The sequence below is a fragment of the Dokdonia sp. 4H-3-7-5 genome, from assembly GCF_000212355.1.
In the GTDB taxonomy this organism is placed as follows: Bacteria; Bacteroidota; Bacteroidia; order Flavobacteriales; family Flavobacteriaceae; genus Dokdonia.
Window position 1 is genome coordinate 2,701,322 of sequence record NC_015496.1, and the last position, 21,964, is coordinate 2,723,285.

Here is a 21,964-nt window from a genome sequence, read left to right on the forward strand (position 1 = left end):
ACTTATTTGACATCAAATGTACTAGGTTGTTTAATGGTTATGAGTCACTTTAAGTGAATGGGCGCTAGTTTTCTGTGAATGGCATTATCTAGCCTTTTTCTTATAATTTGATACTGTGTAAATGTGCTTATTCTAGCCTATAATAGCTATTCATAAAGGTTTCTTTGATTTGTTTGATGCGTTGTTTTCTTAGATAAATAAGTTGAATTAGCGCATAAAAAAAGCTGGGTAATGATTTCTCATTACCCAGCTTTCTATAAATGTTTTGTTGCTCTTTACAAAGAGCATGTTTTAGTAAGTCACTCGAGATTTAATGCCTTTATATCAGTAATGAGTTGAGCAATGGATGATCTATTTAAACCATTATATATCCCTCTTATGTGCTTATTACTATCAATGAGGAGAAAATTTTCTGTGTGAAGGAAGTCGTCTATTGTTTTTTCTTCTCCTAAGTCATTTTCTACAAAATAGAAGTCTCTTCCTAGTGAGTATATATCCTTCTTATCTCCAGTAACGAGATGCCACTTATTATCTATAACACCATTGTCTTCGGCATACTTTTTTAATACTTCGACAGTATCAGAGGTAGGCATCACGGAGTGAGATAGCAATACTACGTTAGGGTCGTCTTTAAACGCTTCTTGCACCTTGAACATATTATCTGCCATTTGCGGGCAAATACCTGGACACACAGTAAAAAAGAAGTCCGTCACATAAATCTTATTATCAAATGTTTTTTGAGTGATAGTTTCCCCTAACTGATTAGTAAGCGCAAAGTCAGGAATTGTGTGAAAGTCTTTTTCCTCTTGTGATCCTGGTACAATCCAGTTAGGTGTAAATGACTTCTCATTATAATAGGGTAGATACTCTGTTCTACTAGTTTCTACTACTTTGACGTTTTCCTTCTTTACTTCTTGATTACAACTAGTGAAAGAGGTAATTGCTAGAAGTACCAAGAGGCTCATTAGTTTATTTTGTGATAATAACTTCATCTTCTAATTTATAACAGGAGTTAGCTTTTCTCATTCCAAAAATTCGCCCATTACGAGCTTCATAATTCACGTATAATGTTCCGTTCTCAAGCCAAGCTTTTTGCAAACCGCTTTCTTGTCCATTGTCTAAGTTCCTTTGCTTTGCAAGCACGCCAGTAGCATACCATTCTCTTTCTACACCTTCCTTCACTCCTTTACTGTAATTGGATTGAGAAGCCAGAACTCCATTTTCCCACCAGCTTTTATAAATACTATCTAGCCGATTGTTTTTATAGTAAGATTCAATACGAAGTGTACCATTTTCTGACCATTTTTGAGCTATTCCTTCTCGTTTACCTTGGATATATCCTATTTTCTCGGCAAGTGTATCGTTAGGATAAAACCTTAGTGAGTATCCAGAAAATAATTCGTTATTATAATACCAAGCACCTTCTAGCGGATTAAGAACCAGCTCTTTTTTTAATACCTCTATGTCGCTGATAGTTTTAGGTTCATCAGCATGTATAGCAATATCCATTTCCTGTAATGAATAGTCATTACAGGAAATTAATAGGATGCTTAGTATAATAATAAATGATCTAATAAACATGATTTAGTATCCTTGGTAAGGTCCAGCAAAAGCGATATATGAGCCAGTGTTAGAATATAATTCGTTAATAATGTGGTAGTGATATTCCTCATCTCCTTGTGTAAATTGTGTGGTAGTAGTGTGACCTCCAGATGCATCTAGATCTGTAGGATACGTTCCTGTAGCATCACATTTTCTACCATAAAGAAAAACACCGTCTAGCAATACACCTACAAGGTTATCATCATCATTTGTAAATGCTTTTGGTTCTAGGTGATAGTGATATACACCAGGCCCTATGTGAGCTCCTGTCCAGTCTAAACTTGCTGCAGCTTGATCTAGCGCACCGTTTCCTTCTTGATCATTAAATATTGATGCACCACTCACTGCAATACCAATAGTATTTAATTGCGTCATAACAGTGCTACCAGTTAGGTTAGGCGTACCATCTACAGTAATAGTTGTTGCATTATTATTACTACTCATAATAGAAGGCGTCACGGCAACGTCTGGCTCTTCTCTATACAAGGAATTGCCTTCTCCCCAGTATACGGTCTCATGGTTAGGTAAACCAGTAGTCTCAATCACTACGTTAGATCCATCAATATAAATGGTAGTTGCTTCTGTGTCAAATGCAGTATAAGCCTGGTGCAGCTCTGTAAGTGCAACTTCATCATCATTATTTGATGCTGTAGTCACATCTCCCTCATCACTACTACATGCGAGAATAGTAATAGCAGTAGTTGCTAAGATTACGGATAGCGGGACGATTTTGTTCATTAGATTCTTTTTCATCACAAATGGAGTTTTAGCTGTTATCATTAAATCTGAATCTTAGAAAAATCATTACGTAAAATTCTTAAATTCAGTCTTTTGTTGAGGTAAATGTACATCTTAAAGAGATTTTGATTTGCTATCATTCAGCGAACCACCGTAAGTTTTAAGTGAATGACCGTAATTGATAGTTGAGTGCAGATTCTAAGCATTCAAAAATGGCTCATATTGAGAACTGTTACTTAAGAATAGCTTTAATTTGCGGTATGAAAAGAGCGTCTTACATTCTAATACAGATTATATTTTGGGCCGTCGTTTGGTACCTTATGAGTCTTAATCAAAGAAATACTAGTCAGTTTATTCTTGATACAGTACCTACATTTCTATTTCAAATAGGTGCGATAATCTTTGCTACTTATTATCTAATACCACGTTTTCTTTTTACTAAGAAATACCTCTATTTTTTGGCAATCTCCGTTCCTTTATTATTAATTTTTGCCTACTTATCTTCTCTTTTTATTAATCCTATAAACCCTGAAGATATAAGGCCTATGGATCCAAGAAGGCCTTCGCCAGTACTGTTACATTTTCTAGCAATCGCCCTGGCATTTATATTTAATATTCTTATTGAGACTTTTATTTACGTACAAGAAAAGGAAAAGATGATCGCTTTTGCGAAAGCGGAATTATTAGAAAATGAGCTTAAAATGCTTAAGATGCAGATCAACCCACATTTTCTATTTAATGCGCTTAATAATATTTATGCACTTTCTGTAACAAACTCAGATAAAACCCAAGAAAGTATAAGTACGCTTTCTGAAATGTTGCGATATGTCATTTATGATTGTGAGCGACCGAAGGTAACTTTACAGAAAGAGGTGGAGTATATTGAAAATTACATTGCTCTTTTTAAGTTGAAAAGCAGCAAGCCTTTTAATATTTCGTTTGAAAATAATGTGACTAATGCGGGAATGCCTGTAGCTCCTATGTTATTTATACCTTACATCGAGAATGCTTTTAAACACAGTGGTATAGAAAAAGGAGAGGAGCGCTTCATTAATATTGCTCTTACTACAAGTGATAACCAGATTGAATTCATAGTAGAAAATAGTATTCCAGAAACGCCACAGCATATCGATGGAGTAGGGGGAATAGGATTGCAAAATGTAGAAAAACGATTAAACATCTATTACCCTGGGAAGCACTCCCTACATATTGAGACAACTCCAAATTATAGTGTACACCTTAAAGTAACAGTACAATGAAGAAATTGAGATGTATCATCGTAGACGATGAGGAACTAGCAAGAACACTACTCACGACTTACGTCGCTAAGGTTGCCCATGTGGAATTACTGGCTTCTTTTGAAAATCCATTACATGCATTATCATATATCAAGGAAAACGAGGTAGACCTTGTCTTTATGGATATACAGATGCCAGAACTTAAAGGAACCGATTTTGCCGAACTTATCATAAACGACAATATAAAAGTAATATTTACTACTGCATACTCAGAATATGCTCTCAAAGGATTTGAGCTTAATGCCCTAGACTATCTAGCTAAACCTATCACTTTTAAACGTTTTCTAGCAGCAATCAATAAGTTTCCTGTGGTAAGTAAAGAAGCAGAGACTTCGCTAGTAATAAAATCTGGTTATGACTTGCATAGAGTCCTTTTTCAAGATATGCTATACATAGAAAGCGATAGTGAGTATGTAAATTATCACTTTGAAGATGGTAAGAAGATTATGGCAAACCAATCATTGAGTAAATTATTAAATGAATTGCCTTCTCAATTTATAAGAGTGCATAGATCTTATATTGTAAATAAAAATAAAGTCACTAGTCTTAAAGGTAGGTCTTTAATGCTTTCTAATACAGAGATACCTGTAAGTGATAGTTATTTTGAAGCTGTAAAAAACACTGTTTTTAATAAATAATATCAAGGGCTATAAAACAAAAAGGGTCAACATAACAGCTGTTAAGTTGACCCTTTTTATTGTAGTTACGTTGGCTTCTTAAATAGCTAACTGCATTAACTCAAGTGGTAAATCTACCCCTTGATTTTTAATCGTGTTGATTCTATGTAGATAAGCTGCACCTTCTAATAAATGAGTAGCAACATCTGCAACTTTTCTATTTTTAGCTTCGCTTAAATAAGAATTTTTTGTCCACTCATTAAATGCTCCCATTGCTGGGCCACACCATATTTGATAATCCATTACTCTGTCTGGAGTACCTGCATTTGCCCAGTTGGAAGACAGTCCTAAATACCATCTAAAAATTAAGGCCATTTTGCGCTTTGGATTTCCTTGCGCTTTTTCTATTTGTTCTGGATCTCTTTCTTCAAAGAAGCTCACACAACCATCCCAAACTTGTTCTAGTGACATTTTAAAAGTTTTAGTCTCCAGTTTAAGTCTTTCTTCTGCTGGGATATCATCAATCCCGTCATAGCGCGTGTAGACCTCATAAAGTTTTTTTGCTCTCGCACCAAACAAGGTTCCACGTTTCAACACTTGTAATTCTACACCAAGTTCAAACATATCTGACGCTGGTGCCATCGTGACATCTGTAGAGGCAACTTTAGAAAGTAATTCCTTTACAACATCAGAAGTTCCAGACTCTACACAGGCCTGATTAATGGATCCAGTTACTACATAAGCAGCTCCCATAGAAAAAGCAGCTAGGGCAGAGGCTGGAGTCCCTATTCCTCCTGCGGCGCCCACTCTAATTTGCTTTTTGTAATTGTAGGTTGCCTGAATTTCATCTCGCAGTTGTAAGATGATAGGAAACAACACTACCAGAGGACGATTATCTGTATGCCCACCAGAGTCTGCTTCTACCGTAATATCATCTGCCATGGGTACTTTCTGAGCAAGGTCATATTGTTCTTGCGTTATACTTCCAGCAGCCAATAACTTTTCTAAAAATTGAAGCGGAGCTGGAGACATAAAACGTTGTGCGACTTCTTTTCTAGAAACCTTACCTATTACTTTATTGCCAATCACTATTTCGCCTTGAGCGTCAAGACTCAACCCTACCGCTCTATACTTTACAATTTGCTCAGATAAGTTCATATAAGCCGAAGCTTCTACCACCTTTACACCGTGTTCTATATATAAATTTACAGCGCCTTCTTCTAGTGCCTTTTCAATAGGACTGTGTATAAGGTTACACGCATAAGCTTGTGTAGGTAAGGCGTTCTGGATGGTTGCAATGGCTTCCTTAACACGAGCAGGAATCATCCCAGCAGCACCAAAAGAACCTATCATCTCGTTCTTTCCTAAAGCGATTACCATATCTGTAGAGGCAATACCGTTTGCCATAGCGCCTCCTTTATAAGCGTATTTTAACTGGTAATCTTCTTTAAACGAAGTGTCCCCAAAATCGGCAGCAGTAAATGCGGGTACGATGGCTTTTAAAAACAACCCCTTTCCTTTAGACTGGATAGTGCCAGTATTTGTAACGCCAGTGCGACCTGATAAATCCTCAACAATATAACAAGGAGTGGCAGTGTTTTTCAATTTTTCAGACATTCCTTGGATGTCAAATGAAATCTCTCTCGGAGATCCTATCCATTTTAAGTCAATCATTTCTTATTTTTTATTTCAGCACTTATGTAAAATCTTAGATTTTTGATGCGCTGTATTGTTTTATAAATTAATCATCGAATAAGCCTTCCCCAACCCTAAAGGGTGGCTTATTCTTTATCTTTGATTTTCGCTCTCTTTAGGGCAGGGGAAAATAAAAATCATCGAATAAGCTTTCCCCAACCCTAAAGGGTGACTTATTCATCATCTTTAATTTTTGCTTCCTTCATGGCTGGGAAACAAAAATTGGTTCAATATTCTAATTTTTTACGCTTTCGCGAAAGCGTACTCAAACTACTAGATTTCGAATAAGCATTCCCAACCCCTAAAGGGTGGCTTATTCATTTACATTGATTTTGCTCCCTTCAGGGCTGGGGAAACAAAAAATCATCGAATAAGCATTCCCGAGCCCTAAAGGGTGACTTATTCATTTACATTGATTTTTGCTCCCTTCAGGTCTGGGGCAACAAAAATCGGCCCTACGTCTTTTTACTCCCTTCAGAGAGGGGAAAACAAAAAATCAATTCTATATTTTTTTAGCTCCTCCTCTTTGAAGAGGAAGCTGGGAGGAGATGTTTATCTAACCTAACCCTCTTGAATTCCTAGTGCCAAATCTGTCAACTGATAAATTCTTGTACCTTCATTCCAGAGATAGGCATTTGCAATTAATACCAGTGTATCTCCTCGTTTTTCGATGGTTTTAAAATGCACTTCTAGATGCATATTTTCTACATTAACTTTAATTTGACCACGGTATTTCCATTCCGTTTTGTTGTTCTCTACTTGTACAAAACGCGGCTTTTTAAAATCCTTACCTAAATCTTGTTGTAACGCAAATAATTGCATCGCTTGTGAAATCGCCTCTACGCCTAAAGATCCTGGCATTACTGGGTCAGAATAAAAATGACAGGTAAAGAACCAGTCGTAAGTATGTATTGCTTTAGAACAATGGATATATCCTTTACCAAACTCTCCTCCGTTTTTAACCACTAAACCACTGTCTAATAGATCTAGTTGATTTTCGGCCAAGCGGAAGGTATTTGTTTTATCATTTTCTTTATACAGCTTCATTTTTGCATAAAGAGAATCAAGCTTGATTTGGAAGTAATTTTTGGTGGTCAAGTTGTTTTGCACATACCAAGCTGCGACATCCTCTCCTTTATCGAGACCGACTTGCTGCGCTAAGGCCTCTTTAGGGAAGAATCCAAAAGAAGAAAATCCTTTATAAAATACGTGTCCATCTACCGATACTTCAAAAAGGTATTTCTGAATCACAAAACCTCCTAATGAGGTAGAAGACGTTAAAGTCGATTTGTTTGCGATTACTTTTCCTCTAAAATCTGTGCCGGTAGGCAAGTCAAACATTTCTCCGTCACCATCTAGATTTCTAAAGTATAAATCCTTGTCTGGAAACTGTAGCGTACTTCCTAAATATGCACCTAGTAATCCACAAGGTTGTAGAGCGATTTCCATCAATACTGCATACGGCATTGTCATAGAGGCATTTTGCTTGTAATACCAAGCATCTTGAGGCACATCATATTCTGTCCAGATATTTGTTGGCTTTGAAAAATCAAAACGTTTTCCATCAATCTTAATCACACGGCTTACCACTTGTAAGTCGGTATTAGGTTGACGCGACAACGCTCTATTATCATACACCGCATATTCTGGACCAAAGCAATCTGCAAGTCTACCTAAAGCAAATGTTTCAATATCGTTCTCGTTTAAAAGTACATTCTCGGTTATTTTTTTAGGTTGCTCTAAGTATTTTGGATTGTCTTTTTCTCTTAGTTGTAGTCCTAGATTTTCAAAATGAACGGTAATCACACCATCTACAATAATCTCTAAATCACCTATTACATAAGGATCAGGCAATAAGTCAATTTCCTTAATCACTAGACGATATACTAATTTTTTATCAGTAGGCGTCACCTCTTTTCTACATCTTACTTTTTGCGGAAGGTCATAAATAGGCTGGAAACGAGCATCTTTTTTAAGACGTTGTAACCCAAGCATCATCATAAAGAAACGCAATAAGTTACCGCCGCCTTCTGCTTGTAAAGAACCCGCTAGCACTTGGTCATCTCTAAAATGACAAGGAAAATACCAATCGTCTGGACTCAGGTCTTTTTCTGCTATAATTTCTCCTAAACCATAAGCTCCTCCGTGTACATCTGCTTTGGTAATGCGATCTAGCATCAACATTTTTTCTGGAGCTAGACGTATAGATTCATTTCTACCATTTGGGAAATATGAAATATCATCAAAACATTTATGCGCATCTCCATTGATGAGATGTCTTAAATCTTCTATGTCAAAAGCAGTTTTCTTGGTGGTCAAAAAAGGAATGAATTTTTTCTTTTCTACACCTGCCAGTGCTTTCTTTTCGCTGTCTGTGTATACCACTCCGTTTCCTTTACTCAATTCTTCATCAGTAAAGAAACCAGCAACACCATTGGTCATTTTTAAGACCATACGATCTTCTACAAAACACTCGTAGCTAAAGAAAAACAGCAAGTTTCCACCATTTCTTACAAATGAATTGATAGATATATCATAGCGTAATGTTTGCCCTTCAAAAGGCAAATCATCTAGAAAAGTAAGCGTACAATCTAGAAGGCGGTACACATACTCTCCTTTATTTTCAAGATCAATTCCCAGATAAGAAATCAACATCAAATCACACTGCCCAGACTCTACAGAGACTGCCCAAGGAATTTGGGTGTCGGTTGCATAGCCAGAATTGTATGGGATATCATATTCGGTTTGCATTGTAGAAGGCTTGTATTCTCCTAGTTTTGCATCAAGACCTGTTACTCTACTCACCAATAAATATGGGTCCATAGGTAACATTACTCGCCTTTTATACTGATCAATCACATTGTATTCTGCTCCAAAAACATTACCTATTTTTCCTTCAGAAAATTCAATGAGATCTTCTTTGGTGAAAATGATGTTCTTATCTTTTAGATGATTTGGATCATTGTAATCTTGTAATTTCAAACCATTCTCTCCGATTTTAGTCGCAGTTTTTGGCTGTTCTGTATCTATCATACTAGCTATTTTTTCTACTCTATGTGTGGTGGTTGGTTTTACGCTTTCGCGAAAGCATATACTTGCATCTTCAGTTTTTTCTAGAGAAGCTGTTTTTTCTTTTCGTTTGATTGTGGCAAACTGTTGCTTCATCTCCTCAGATAATAACACGTCATATACAGGGTTACCACCTGTTGTTACTTTTTTAGTGAATCGTTTTTTGACGGGTTCTTGATTAGCATTAGGATATAGCAAGCTCAAATCAATGTCGATCCCGTTTGAAATTAATTGTGCTAGACACTCGTATAATGATTGTATAGAACTTGTGCCTTTTTTATCAATCGCACAAGCGGCGTGATTGTTTTGATCTAGTGTATCTTTTATCCAGCCAGTACAGGTACTATTAGGACCAAGTTCTACAAACGTGCTAAATCCGTTGCTAGACATTCTTTTCGCGAAAGCGGGAAAATCAACGGTTTTATAGCACACTTTTGTTGAATTCTCTGCAATTGTGAGCGAATCCTTAGGGATTTTCTCTCCTGTTAAGCTAGAGTAAAAATCAATTTCTGGCTTATTTTCTAATGGGAAATTATGCATTTCAATCAATCCGTCATACTCTTTTTTACAGAACTCATTGTGGATAATATTTTGAAAAGGCACTAATACTGACGGACAATTAAGCACAGCAATCAATGCTTCACATTGGCTTTTATCACCAGAAACGATTAATTCTTTTTCGGAGTTTACAAAAGTGATTGACACTTTATCAAAAGCTGAGATTTGTGTTACTACTTTTTCTTTAGTTTCTAGTAAAATCCAACTCTGCCATCTTGCTTTTGCTTCTTCTGAGCTGATGTTCCATTCTTCGGCTAGGAGTTCTAGATTACCAGAAAACTTGTTTTTAAAAATAGGGGAGTTGCGGAAAACTTTTGTTCCCTCACCTGGATTCCAAATACCAAAGGAATACCACATGGAGCTACATTCTCCCATAGAATAACCCATCGCAGCTTTGGGTTGTACACCAAAATAAGAGGTCAATATGTGCGTGTATAAGGTAGAGTACAATACTCCTGCAGACATCATAGAGATAGCGTCTCCTTGAATATTGGGAGAAGGCGTAGCGCTGTCTTGCTTTTTTGGGAATAAATAGTCCAAGCCAAAGAAGTCTTTCAAGTTGGGGATACGATTTTCAAAATCACTTAACAGATTAGGAAAAAACTGAAATAAATCTTGCCCCAAGCCCTCATAAGTAGTTGCCGAACCTGGATATACAAATGCCAAATCGCCTTTTGTACCACTCGGATTTGGGCTAAAGAAAGAACCGCTAGGTAATTTTATATCTGTATTATCTGCAAAGGACTGCTCGAGTTTTTTATCAATAAAAACGATGTCTTGCGCTATCGTTTTTGTGGTTGACGCAATAAGAACAATACTATAGGTTGCTTTTGTGGTCGCAGCTTTATCAAAACAGGCTTGTGCAACAAAAGCTAAGTCATTAGTAAATATATCTTCATTAAGTTGCTGTAACTGTTCCTTAAGTTCTGCTGGCGAATTTCCTTTTAAAATAAATAAATGCTTCTTTAAGAAATTGTCAATATTGAGAGGTTTAGGTTGTGTAAATTCTGATAATTTTACACGAGAATGTTGACTCAAATTAACTAGCGCTTGTCTGGGTTGTTCTGTTTCATTAACCCAAGGTCGTGATAGGCTAGGGAAGTAGTAATTACTGTTTTTGAAAGCATCATTTTTCGCCGATTGCCAATTTGGAATTCCTGGAATAAATTGATGATATACACATAAGGCTGTTTTTACAATAGAAGCGAGTCCAGCCGTTGCAAACGTATGACCAATGTTTGTTTTTACAGATCCTAAGGCAATTTTACTGACAGGATTAATAGCTAATAGCCGTTCTTGTTCTAATTGGTTTTCGTGATCAAATCCAGAAGCTACAAGCTCTTGTAAGGCGATATTCTCAGTTGTGGCGATATCTCCTATAGCTTCAATTTTTGCAAAGACTGTATCGTTCTCATCAATGCGGTCACTTGCTTTCAATACAATCGCAGAGGCTCCTTCTCCTATTAACCAGCCATAATCATCTACATTAAAAGATAAACTTGGTTGTTTATTTTGATTTATGCTAGTCACTAGATTACGCAACAATACCGCTTCCATACTTGCAGAAAACTCGACGGCTCCCACAACCACAGCATCTACTTCGCCTAGAGAAAGCATATTTTGTGCAACTTCCAGAGCTCTTGTGGTACCGTTATCACCGTTTGTAATCGTAAATGAAGGCCCATTAAAATCCCATAAAGCAGAAATACGACTCGACATAATATTACCCACAAAACTAGTGTGCTGACTAGGCGTTTGTACATTGCCTATCTGGTATAATATATTGCGACACTCGGCAAGTAATGTTTTTTTTTGTGTTTCCTCTAGTGCAATATCAGCACTGTCCAATGCCTTGTCTAATTGCCACTGACTGTCCCAACGCGCTAGATAATGATGTATCGCAAGTTCAGGATTCATAGCAATTAGCACCGCTACGTTTTCTCCTCTTTTTAGATTAGATTTTTGAATCGCTTGATCTGCAACTTTGAGAATAAGTGCCTGTTGTGGCTCCATAGTGCTAATCTCATTAGGCTGGATTTTATAGCGCATCAAATCCATATCAAAGTCCTCTATAAAGTTTCCTTTAATAGGATTTTGAGTATTTAGACCAAACGTAGCGAGCAGTTCGTCATTTTTCTCAAAGCCCTTCCATCTCGTAGATGGCATTACAGAGAAGTGCTGTTTCCCATTAAAAATGGATTGATAAAACGTTTCCAGATTATCACAATCTCCAAAATGAACTTCCATACTCGTGATGGCCATTTCTTTTAATGAGACATCCGTATGTGTGTTAGTTTCCTTTTTTTGATGACTCTCAACAACAAGGTGTGCATTAGTTCCTCCAAAACCAAAAGAATTTACTGCCGCTTGTTTATAATTTGTCTTCCATGCTAGCGGCTCTTCTATGATCTGATCTTGTGTAAACCAGCCGTTTTCAGATTGTATCGCCGTTTCCATATTGATTCCTGGAGGAATACTATTATGCTCCATAGAAAGCAATATTTTCATCAAGCTAGGCATTCCTGCCGCCGTAAGCATATGCCCCATATTTGACTTTACAGAACCTAGACGTACTTTCTCTGGATTGTTACCAAAGAAAGTTTCGAGCGAATTGATTTCTGTAACATCACCCAGCGGCGTTCCCGTCGCGTGGCATTCTATGTAAGAAGTGTCCTCTTTTTTAATGGTGCCATTATACGCTCTTTCATAAGCAAGTGTTTGACCTTTTGGGTTCGGACTCAATAAGAATTTACCTGCGCCATCGTTTGATAATCCTATTCCAGAAATAACACCTATGATATTATCTCCATCTCGCTCTGCATCAGATAAACGTTTTAATAGAATCATTCCAGCCCCTTCAGAAGATACGAGTCCAGCAGAATCTTTATCTAGCGGCGAGTATTTTTTATCGTGTGCCGCATAGGCGTGAAAAATTGAAAAACCCATGTGGATAAACAATTGATCAGACGAGCAAACAGCTCCTGCAAGCATCATATCTGATTTGCCAGTTAATAGCTCATCACACGCCATTTTTATGGCATATAATGAAGAAGCACACGCAGCATCGAGATCAAAATTGGTTCCTTTTAAACCAAGGGTATTCTTCACTAATTCTGAAACATCACCTTCAATAGGATTGTTTTCTGGAATCTGAAATTCAGTTGCTGGCATTTCAAAATCATCGACTTTCAACAAGGTTTTAATTCCTTTTTCAAGTGTTTTTGTATAGACAGGCGCAAGAATCTTGTGAGAAGACTTTGTGGGAAATGATAAGTTCCCAAAAATAACGCCGCAACGATCTAAGGCTTCCTCATTTTTCCAATACCCTCCGTGCTGCAAGGCATCTTTAGTTACCTGTAATCCCCATTGGTACATTTGGTCTAAGTTGTCTAAATTCTCAGTACCAAAATCTGCGCTATTAAAACTATAATCACGTATATATCCACCACGTAGGGAATAACAACTATCTATAGTTCCTTTATCTTTTTTATAAAATAATTCTGGGTCTGCGCCAAAATCATCTTTTGTTGCCATACCGGTTAAGTCCTTTTTATCCATAAGGTTATTCCAAAACTCTTGAAGTGTTTTAGACCCTGGAAAAAGGGATGACATACCAATAATTGCTATTTTTTCTTTCATTATTTCTTGTTAGATGTGGCTTTTGTGGAGGCGCAATGCAATGCGCCTCTACAGTTTGCCATTACCAAACTAATTCTCTTGAAACAGTTAATCCGGCACCTTCCGTAAACAAAATAACATCTTCGTTATCGTCATAAACGGTACAGTCTGCAATCATTTTCGTCTCCGTGTTTTCTTGAATTTTTATGTGTACGTAGTAACTTTTATTAGCTTGAATTTCTCCATACACCATCCCTTTCAAAGTCTGTAATGGCAGGCTATTAGCGCCATTATGATATTTTTGTACCCAAACCACCATTCCTTGATATTGAATATCTAAGAAGAATGCATTCAAACTCGTACTAGGGAACTGACCTTGATCTTCATAAGAAACCGCTGGAGCTTTACATTTTAATAATACCTGCGATTCATCCATCGCAATAACCTCCTCTATGCCTTGGTAAAATGCACCGTGGAATAACGAACCATCTTTATAAAAAGTAGCTCCGTCTATTTTATTCTCAACTAGTTTTGGTGTTTTGAATGTTGGTTTTTCAGTACGCTTTCGCGAAAGCGTAACTGTAGCTCTATAATGATTGAGTGGTAGTTTTGCTCCTTTACTGTACACGCTTACTTCACAGACGATGGTGTCTACTGTTTTTAATTGTTCTTTCACTTTCGTGAAATACACCTCTTTTTCAGTCCCGTCAAAAACAATTCCTTTGAAAAGTTTTACATCTTCTATGCTTGCCAGTTTATAATCTGGAAATAGTTTCACACAAGAATCTGCCATCCAAGCCGTAGCATTTACCATAGGTAATACAGGACTTCCCTGAATTACGTGATGTTGTAAAAACGCATTCTCTTTGAGACTCAAGTTTCTTTGAATCGTATGCGTTTTTAGATCTCCAGAAATATCTGAAATACCAGCTGGTAATGTACCGCCGATAATCACTTGAGATTGGTTATCATATGCTCCGTTTAATTCTTGCACAAAACGAGCAGCGCCTCCAGGGTGATTTACTAGAGAAACACCAGCCTTTTCAAACATTTTTTGTAGCTCTGGACTTACCATTCCGCCTTCCCAAGCTCCCCAGTTTATTGCGGTAACTTTAGTGTTAGGGTGGTTTGTACTAAATAAATGTGCGGCGGTACTTAAAATTTCATTTGCCATTGCATAATCAGACTGCCCTACGTTTCCAAAAAAACCAGCAACAGAGGAGAACATAATGAGATGTTTCAATTCATTGATATTAACCATTTTTAGAAGGTTTAATAAACCGTCCAATTTCACGGAAGTGACATTGTCAAAAATTTCTTCTGTTTTATCTTGAATGAGTTTATCTGCCAGTCGGCCAGCACCGTGTATGATGCCTGTGATTTTACCCCATTGCTTTTCAATCTTTAGCAATTCTGGCTTGATGGTTAAGTTTGTCACATCACCAGCTACATATACTGCATCTCCACCAGCTGCTTTGATTGTAGCAATAGTTTCTTCTATTTCTTTTTTGGCAACATATTTATTGAATAGACTATTTAATCCTTTAATAGAAACTTTCTCTCCGCTAGCTTTCAGATCCTGCATAATCGCGTTCTTAAGCTTGGCAGGATTGTTTTCGGTTAACGCATACGCTGGCAATTCAAAATCTAAGGAAGATCTTCCCAACAAGATAAATTTAGTTTTAAAAGCTGCGTTCATCTCCTTGATACAGGTTGCCGTAACACCTCTACCGCCTCCAGCGACTAAGAAAACATCTTTATCTGTCACCGTTTGTTGGTAATCATCTGTCGCAGCAACTTCATTAGGTGTAACCTTATAGGTCATTCTTCCTGTTTCATTAATGGCTACATCTACATAACGAACATCTGCATCGTGTAATTCTAAAAATAAATTCGTAGCAATTTCTTCTGGGGACAATTCAGGCTGAGCATCAATGGCTCTACAAAAAACAGGAGACCATTCTAAGTTCATACACTTAGTTAATCCTGATAATCCGCCTGCGATGATAGAAATATCTGAACGTTTATCCATCCCAAATTTTCCATCTAAACGAGAAACCGTCATAAAGGCTGTGCGCTGTGTTTTGCTCGTTGTATTTAATGGAGCTTGTAAATGCTTTGCCAATAAGAATGTGGCTTTTAATAAGGTGCGTTCTATCGCAAAATGTTGTGTGAAATTATGACCAGAAAAGGTGAAATGTGGGTGTAAATAAATAAAAGCGCCAATTTCATTGTTGGCTAAGATGGTATCTACAGCGTTCTTAATATTTTGATCGTTTATTTCGGCAATCGAAATTCCATCTTTAATGGACGTATTCTTTTTGATTGCGTTAAATTGAAGTACAATAACTTGATGTCCTTCGTTCTCTAATTTAGTTTTTACAGCAAGTGTCAAAGGACCTCCTTCATCTGTTATGACAACAGGTTTTAAAGAAGAAATATCTTGCACGAAAACATCAACTCTAGGAATAAACTTTAAGCCAATTGATTTTCTTGGTACACTATGAAAATTAGTAGGTAAGGAGAATTCTTGTTGTACTGTATTTTCCTTACCTACTTTGTTGTTCTGATCTTGAGTTACGCTAGGCTCAGGCTTTTTTTTTTACTTGAAATACCAGCTTTTGCAGAGATGTAGTCAACAATTTCTTGTAAGGTTCTAAGCTCTGTTAAGTCGTTAGGGTTAATGTCTGATAGCTTGTCAGATTGCTCTGTAATCGCTCCAAATATCTCCACACGTTTAATAGAATCGATCCCTAGATCTGCTTCCATATCCATGCTTAATTCTAACATCTCTGATGGATATCCTGTTTTATCTGCGACTACGCTTAACATCAAGTCTAGCATTTCTGAATTACCCTCGTTAGGAGCTGCTGTCTCAACAATAGGAGTAGAGAATAAATCGGTGCCAACAACTTCTGGAGAAGCTGTGACTGCTGTTTCAACTGTTGCAGCCGTTGTGCTTATTCCTGCTTTTACAGAGATATAATCTACAATTTCTTGTAATGTTCTAAGCTCTGTTAAGTCGTTCGGATTGATGTCTGATAGTTTATCTGACTGTTCTGTGATTGCTCCAAATATTTCCACACGTTTTATAGAATCGATCCCGAGATCTGCTTCCATATCCATGCTTAGTTCTAGCATTTCTGCTGGATATCCCGTTTTATCTGCTACAACGCTTAACATAAGGTCTAGCATTTCTGAGTTGCTAGAAGTTGTTGTTGTCGTTTGTGCTGCAGGAGCGGCAACAGGAGCGGTAACAACCTCTTTTGCCCTTTGTGCAACTGGAGTTGCGGTTGTACGTATTCCTGCTTTTGCAGAGATATAATCTACAATCTCTTGCAGTGTTCTAAGCTCTGTTAAGTCATTAGGGTTGATGTCTGATAGTTTATCTGATTGCTCGGTAATCGCTCCAAAAATCTCCACACGTTTAATAGAATCGATCCCTAGATCTGCTTCCATATCCATGCTTAATTCTAACATCTCTGCAGGATATCCAGTTTTGTCAGCTACAACGCTTAACATAAGGTCTAGCATTTCCGAGTTTCCAGCGGTTGGTGTCGCTTGTGCTACTGGAACAGTAACAGGAGCTGCGACTACTTCCTTTATAGTTGGAGAAACTGGAGTTGCTGTTGTACTTATTCCTGCTTTTGCAGAGATATAGTTTACAATTTCTTGTAATGTTCTAAGCTCAGTTAAGTCATTAGGATTGATGTTTGAAAGCTTATCAGATTGCTCAGTAATTGCTCCAAAAATCTCCACACGTTTAATAGAATCGATGCCTAGATCTGCTTCCATATCCATGCTTAGTTCTAACATTTCTGCAGGATATCCTGTTTTGTCTGCTACAACGCTTAGCATAAGATCTAGCATTTCTGAGTTACTAGTGGCAGGAGCAGCAGTTTCAGATACACTAGAAGGAGTAGGGGTTGCAACATTCTTTTCTACACTAGGCTGCACAGCAATAGGAGTCACAATCGGTTTTGTCACAGCAGCTTCAGGAGCTGGAGTGTCAATAGATAATGGAGCTGTAGGAGCTTCTAGAATATTTTCATCTGGGGCAAAGTTTCCAGATAATAAGTTTAGTAATTGTGCGGTTTGTTTATTTTGTTCCATCAAGATAGTTTGGAACATATCTAATGTTTTAGATTGATTCTCTTTGATGCCTTCTATGGCACTTTTAATAACATCTACCATCATATCTTCTTCTGTTTCTTGGTCTGTAGGATCTTCTTCACTTGTGTATGTAGGAACTGCGTTTATCACTTCTGAGATAACTTCTATTTCCTTAATATCTTCTTCAGTTTTAATAATATCTGTGGCGCAACTTACTTTGAACCCGTTATTCAACACATCTTTATAGGCTTTTTGCGTTGCTGGACTCACATAGTTATTCCCTGCAATTTTAACGGCTACTTTAGGCTCAGTTACAGGCTTCTTTTCTTGACGAGCATTGCGATCAATTGCATTTAATTTACACCCTAGTACTTGTAGCTGTATTGCTGCTTCTCTGATTTGTAAGTCACTGTCTTTTGTTGCTTTTGCATTTGTAGTAACTACAAAATGCTCTTTGTCTGCCAGTATATCTTTTACCAGGTTTGTAAGAATAGACTTAGGTCCAAACTCAACAAAAACCCTCGCTCCTGCAGCATACATATTTTCGATCTCGCTCTTAAAGTCAACTGAATTTAAAATATGCTGCCCTAAAATTTTCTTTATCTCACTTGGATCAGTTGGATAAGAATTTCCAGTAGAATTTGAGTATACCGGAATGGTAGGGCTAGTAAATTCTATAGTCTCTATACTTTTTTCAAATGGTTTTTGAGCATGACCTACACAATCTGTGTGGAAGGCTGCAGAAACAGGTAATAAGATAGAGCGGTAATTTTTACTATCTAATAGTGTCTTAGCTTTAGTAATACCTTCTGTGGTTCCTCCTAATACTATTTGACTCGAAGAGTTGATATTGGCAATAGAAACATCTGGTATAGCGGTAATCAAAGGTTCGATTTCTGAAGCCGAAGCTTTTACAGCTAGCATTGTACCCGCGTCACCACTTGTATTTTTACCTGCCATGGCATTTCCACGTGCGATAGCAAGCGTCATATAATCATCTTGACTTATAACTCCAGAAGCACAAAGAGCTGTAAGTTCACCAAAACTATGTCCAGCGACCATATCACTTATAAAACCGGCATCTTTGAATACATTGTAGTACCCTAAACTAATAGCCCCGATTGCGGGTTGTGCAAACTCAGTATTAGTAATGTTTTTTTCTAAAATAGCTTTATCCTCTTCTGTGAATACAGGTTTTGGATATATTTTATTTGCTAAATCATATCCTTTTTTGGCATCAAAATCTGCAATGGTTTGTTGTATCCTTTCAAAACTACTGGTAGCTTCTTTTGCCATGTTTGCATACTGCGAACCTTGACCTGAGAATAATGACGCAACTTTTGTAGTGCTTGAAATTCCATTAGGTCTAAAGAACACGCCTCTAGGGTGAGACCAAGCATTCTTATTGCTTTCTAATTGTTTGATTGCAATTTCTAGTTTTGATATACAATCAACTAGAGACTCGGCTACAAAGCCTAAACGAGCTTCACTTTGTTCTGCTGTGCCTTCCTTTGAAATTTCTTTTAAATTGTAAAATGCAGTGTTTCCTTCTTTGCTATTTAAGGAAGTATGAGCATTTTTAAGAAGCGTTAATAAGTCTTCTGTATTCGCTCCTTTAATGTATATACTATGAAAAGATTGATGTATTCTATCTGTAAAAGAATTTTTCTTTTCATATTCCTCCATTGCAAAATGGACATTAACACCACCAAAGCCAAAAGCAGACAATCCCGCTCTACGAGGAACCCCATTTTTAAACCAAGGTCTTGTTTCTGAATTTACGTAAAAAGGAGAGTTTTCTATTCCAAATTTGTCATGCGGCTTTGTAACATTTATGGTGCCAGGTAAAACTTTATGATATAGCGCTAAGGCTGCTTTAATCATTCCGGCTGCACCTGCAGCAGCTTTGGTATGTCCTACTTGTGATTTTACAGAGCCTATCCCAATATTATTTTTTGTCGCATTGTTTTTACCAAAAACCATTGACATAGACTCAAATTCTGCAGCATCACCAGCTCCAGTAGCAGTACCATGACCTTCTATTAGTCTTACGGTAGAGGCATCATAACCTGCTTCATCATAGGCGCGTTGCATAGCTAGCGCTTGTCCTTGTGGACGGGGAGCGTAAACCGATTTATAGCGACCGTCACTAGAAGAACCTACACCAGTAAGTAAACCATAAATTCTATCTCCATCACGCTCTGCATCTTCTAATCTTTTTAAGACAAGCATTCCTACACCTTCGCCTATTAACATACCATCAGAGTCTGTATCAAATGGACGAATACTTCCCTTACGAGAGAATGCTGGCGTTTTAGAAAACGACATGTACATAAAAGGAGAATTGTCTGTATCGACCCCTCCTGTTAACATCATATCACATCTTCCTTCTATTAACTCAGAAACAGCCATTTTTACAGCTGAAAGCGAGGCGGCACAAGCAGCATCTACTACAGAGTTAATACCTCCTAGATCAAAACGATTTGTAATACGGCCAGAAATAACGTTACCTAACATACCTGGAAAAGAATTTTCATTCCATCCTATATATGCTTTCTTCATTTTATCTACAATGTGAGGAATGTCTGTATCGCTTATTCCACTACTTCTCAAAGCAGCTTCCCAAATAGGAGCTTGTAATCTAGAAGTAAGTGGGGTAATCAATTTTTGTCCACCACCTACACCGAGAATTACTCCTGTTTTTTCTTTTAATAACGCTGTAAACTTATCAGATTCTCTACCATAACCCGCATCCTCAAATGCATCTCTAGCAGCTATTAAAGCTAGTAATTGAGAGGCATCTGTTACTTCCAAAATATTAGGAGGCAATCCAAATTCCATTGGATTAAAGTCTACATCGGGAATAAAACCACCTTTTTTGCAGTATGTTTTATCTGCAACCATAGGATCTGCATCGTAATAATCTTCTATTTTCCAACGCGATGCAGGAACATCTACTATACTATCTTTTTGACTTATAATATTATTCCAAAACTGCTCTACATTTATTGCATCTGCAAACATAGCAGATAAGCCAATAATTGCTACAGGCGTTTTTTTGAGTGAACTATTAATAGTGTCCATATTTTCTTATTCTATAGTTAAGTAAAGATGCTTTTGTTTTTCAACTTCCAAAAGACCTTTGTCAGTACATAATCCTCTCAAGTAAGCAACCATAATACCTTCGGTAAGTCTAGCTTTAGAAAAATGTTCTGATGGAAAGACTTTGTTGTTATTACATAATTTCAAAAGAGTTTGAACCGTAGCCATCGTAACTTCTGGGTCCAAGTCTTTCCTGAATAACCCATCTTTTACACCCCATTTAGATAAATAGAGTAACTCTCGAAAAGCAAACTCTGCATTCTTTTTATAGGAGTCTTTTAATATACTAGGGTAATATTTAAGTACCTCTTTATAAAAGTTAGCGTTGCTGTAATCTGCTCTTTTTAAAATCTGTTGCTGAATCATACCCATTGCTTCAATAGCAGAGCTAGAGGTATTAATGATATCGTCATTTTTAGTTCTGATTCCTGCAAGATATTGCTCTACACAAGCTTGCATTAAATCAGTTTTGTCTATAAAGTGATTATAGATAGTACGCTTAGAGGTACTCAACTCCTTACTGATATCTGCCATGGTTACAGATTTTACTCCATTTTTTAAATATAGTTGAGTTGTTATCTCTATGATATGTTCCCTGGTAATCATATTGTTTTCCTAAATTTGACCAAGTGGTACCAAAAAAGTATTAGTTGGTACCACAAAAAAAGGAATTATAAACGAGACTAATTGAGATTTTATCATAAATGTTTTTCAACAATAATAAAATGGGAGAAATTTGGATCGTTAATTTTTCTAATAACAGTCAGCAATTCATCGATGAGGAATTATTAAAAAATTTACCTGAGTCCACAGTCAATAGGGCATTAAGGTATCTCAATAAGGAAAGTTTCTTAAGCTTTATAACGGGAAGATTACTATTGAAAAAAGCAATTTCAGAAAGTGAATATTCAAGTTTTTCAATAGAAAATATCACGTATTCTGATAAGGGAAAACCAAGTTTCACTAATGTCAATTTTTCAATATCGCATAGTAATGGGTACGTAGTTTTAATTTTTGGTACCGTTTTTCAGGTGGGCATCGACATTGAGAAGAGGAAGGATATAGATTTAAAGTTATTTAAATATCTCTTCACGGATTTAGAGTGGAGCGATATTAAAGAAGATAATAATCCATTAGATAGATTCTATTGGTATTGGGTAAGGAAAGAAGCTTTACTCAAAGCAGTAGGTTGTAGTTTGAAGGAAATAAAGAAACTTTTCGTTTTTGAAAAACACGGTATCTATAATAACGAACGATTTTATTTTGAAGTCTTCAATTTTCATTCTGATTATAATGGTATAGTTGCAATGGAGAAAGAACTATTCCTAAAAGTTAGATGTGTTGAATTAGAAGAGTTATTAAATTAATATTTGTCTCAGAATTTTCAAAAGCTAGACGTCTCTATTTGGAAAGTTTAAATAAGTTACTTCATAGTTTAATCATTTAGAAGGCGTTAACTCTTGCAAGTTTAAATGTCTTAATCTTATTAATCAAGCTAGGCTTTCTTTTAATTTTAGGTAAAACTAAAACAACTAACATGAAATTAATAGGTAA

General features: G+C 36.8%; 11 protein-coding genes. 3 read left to right on the forward strand and 8 right to left on the reverse strand.

The genetic code is table 11. The annotated features are described in order from the left end of the window. Positions 1-299 precede the first annotated feature (299 nt). From KRODI_RS12050 to KRODI_RS12060, 3 genes are read right to left on the reverse strand one after another with little or no spacing between them, the layout of a single operon-like run. Positions 300-992: an SCO family protein gene (locus tag KRODI_RS12050; protein ID WP_041295697.1), complete on the reverse strand. Its 693-nt coding sequence runs from the start codon at positions 990-992 to the stop codon at positions 300-302. Continuing rightward, positions 970-1,581: a toxin-antitoxin system YwqK family antitoxin gene (locus tag KRODI_RS12055; RefSeq protein ID WP_049783450.1), complete on the reverse strand. Its 612-nt coding sequence runs from the start codon at positions 1,579-1,581 to the stop codon at positions 970-972. Before KRODI_RS12055 ends, KRODI_RS12050 begins: the two co-directional genes overlap by 23 nt. A 3-nt stretch (positions 1,582-1,584) precedes the next feature. Then, entirely contained in the window at positions 1,585-2,355 is a 771-nt protein-coding gene (locus KRODI_RS12060; protein WP_148236001.1) for a YHYH protein, read from the reverse strand. 305 nt (positions 2,356-2,660) lie between these two features. Here KRODI_RS12060 and KRODI_RS12065 point away from each other — a divergent pair, with 305 nt between their 5' ends. Together KRODI_RS12065 and KRODI_RS12070 are read left to right on the forward strand one after the other, a co-directional pair. Beyond that, entirely contained in the window at positions 2,661-3,599 is a 939-nt protein-coding gene (locus tag KRODI_RS12065) for a sensor histidine kinase (protein ID WP_013751889.1), read from the forward strand. Continuing rightward, a complete protein-coding gene (locus tag KRODI_RS12070) occupies positions 3,596-4,276 on the forward strand; it encodes a LytR/AlgR family response regulator transcription factor (RefSeq protein ID WP_013751890.1) in 681 nt (226 codons plus the stop codon). Before KRODI_RS12065 ends, KRODI_RS12070 begins: the two co-directional genes overlap by 4 nt. Before the next feature lie 78 nt (positions 4,277-4,354). On the opposite strand, the gene KRODI_RS12075 is transcribed toward KRODI_RS12070, so the two are convergent. From KRODI_RS12075 to KRODI_RS12095, 5 genes are all read right to left on the reverse strand, one after another. Continuing rightward, a complete protein-coding gene (locus KRODI_RS12075) occupies positions 4,355-5,929 on the reverse strand; it encodes a PfaD family polyunsaturated fatty acid/polyketide biosynthesis protein (RefSeq protein ID WP_013751891.1) in 1,575 nt (524 codons plus the stop codon). Positions 5,930-6,511: 582 nt separating this feature from the next. Beyond that, entirely contained in the window at positions 6,512-13,216 is a 6,705-nt protein-coding gene (locus tag KRODI_RS12080; RefSeq protein WP_013751892.1) for a type I polyketide synthase, read from the reverse strand. Between the two features lie 61 nt (positions 13,217-13,277). Then, positions 13,278-15,644, reverse strand: coding sequence for an SDR family NAD(P)-dependent oxidoreductase (locus KRODI_RS12085; RefSeq protein WP_013751893.1), 2,367 nt, complete (start codon positions 15,642-15,644; stop codon positions 13,278-13,280). Positions 15,645-15,772: 128 nt separating this feature from the next. After that, the gene (locus tag KRODI_RS12090) at positions 15,773-20,392 is read right to left on the reverse strand and encodes a type I polyketide synthase (RefSeq protein WP_013751894.1); all 4,620 of its coding nucleotides are present in this window, start codon (positions 20,390-20,392) and stop codon (positions 15,773-15,775) included. Between the two features lie 6 nt (positions 20,393-20,398). Then, the gene (locus KRODI_RS12095; protein ID WP_013751895.1) at positions 20,399-21,016 is read right to left on the reverse strand and encodes a TetR/AcrR family transcriptional regulator; all 618 of its coding nucleotides are present in this window, start codon (positions 21,014-21,016) and stop codon (positions 20,399-20,401) included. A 119-nt stretch (positions 21,017-21,135) separates the two neighbouring features. Here KRODI_RS12095 and KRODI_RS12100 point away from each other — a divergent pair, with 119 nt between their 5' ends. Next, complete coding sequence (locus tag KRODI_RS12100; protein WP_013751896.1) at positions 21,136-21,777, forward strand: 4'-phosphopantetheinyl transferase family protein; 642 nt, start codon at positions 21,136-21,138, stop codon at positions 21,775-21,777. The last annotated feature ends 187 nt before the right edge of the window (positions 21,778-21,964 follow it).

Coding starts and splice junctions, on each gene's coding strand:
- KRODI_RS12050 (WP_041295697.1), bottom strand. CDS start 992: ATGAAGTTATTATCACAAAATAAACTAATGAGCCTCTTGGTACTTCTA.
- KRODI_RS12055 (WP_049783450.1), bottom strand. CDS start 1,581: ATGTTTATTAGATCATTTATTATTATACTAAGCATCCTATTAATTTCC.
- KRODI_RS12060 (WP_148236001.1), bottom strand. CDS start 2,355: ATGAAAAAGAATCTAATGAACAAAATCGTCCCGCTATCCGTAATCTTA.
- KRODI_RS12065 (WP_013751889.1), top strand. CDS start 2,661: ATGAGTCTTAATCAAAGAAATACTAGTCAGTTTATTCTTGATACAGTA.
- KRODI_RS12070 (WP_013751890.1), top strand. CDS start 3,596: ATGAAGAAATTGAGATGTATCATCGTAGACGATGAGGAACTAGCAAGA.
- KRODI_RS12075 (WP_013751891.1), bottom strand. CDS start 5,929: ATGATTGACTTAAAATGGATAGGATCTCCGAGAGAGATTTCATTTGAC.
- KRODI_RS12080 (WP_013751892.1), bottom strand. CDS start 13,216: ATGAAAGAAAAAATAGCAATTATTGGTATGTCATCCCTTTTTCCAGGG.
- KRODI_RS12090 (WP_013751894.1), bottom strand. CDS start 20,392: ATGGACACTATTAATAGTTCACTCAAAAAAACGCCTGTAGCAATTATT.
- KRODI_RS12095 (WP_013751895.1), bottom strand. CDS start 21,016: ATGATTACCAGGGAACATATCATAGAGATAACAACTCAACTATATTTA.
- KRODI_RS12100 (WP_013751896.1), top strand. CDS start 21,136: ATGGGAGAAATTTGGATCGTTAATTTTTCTAATAACAGTCAGCAATTC.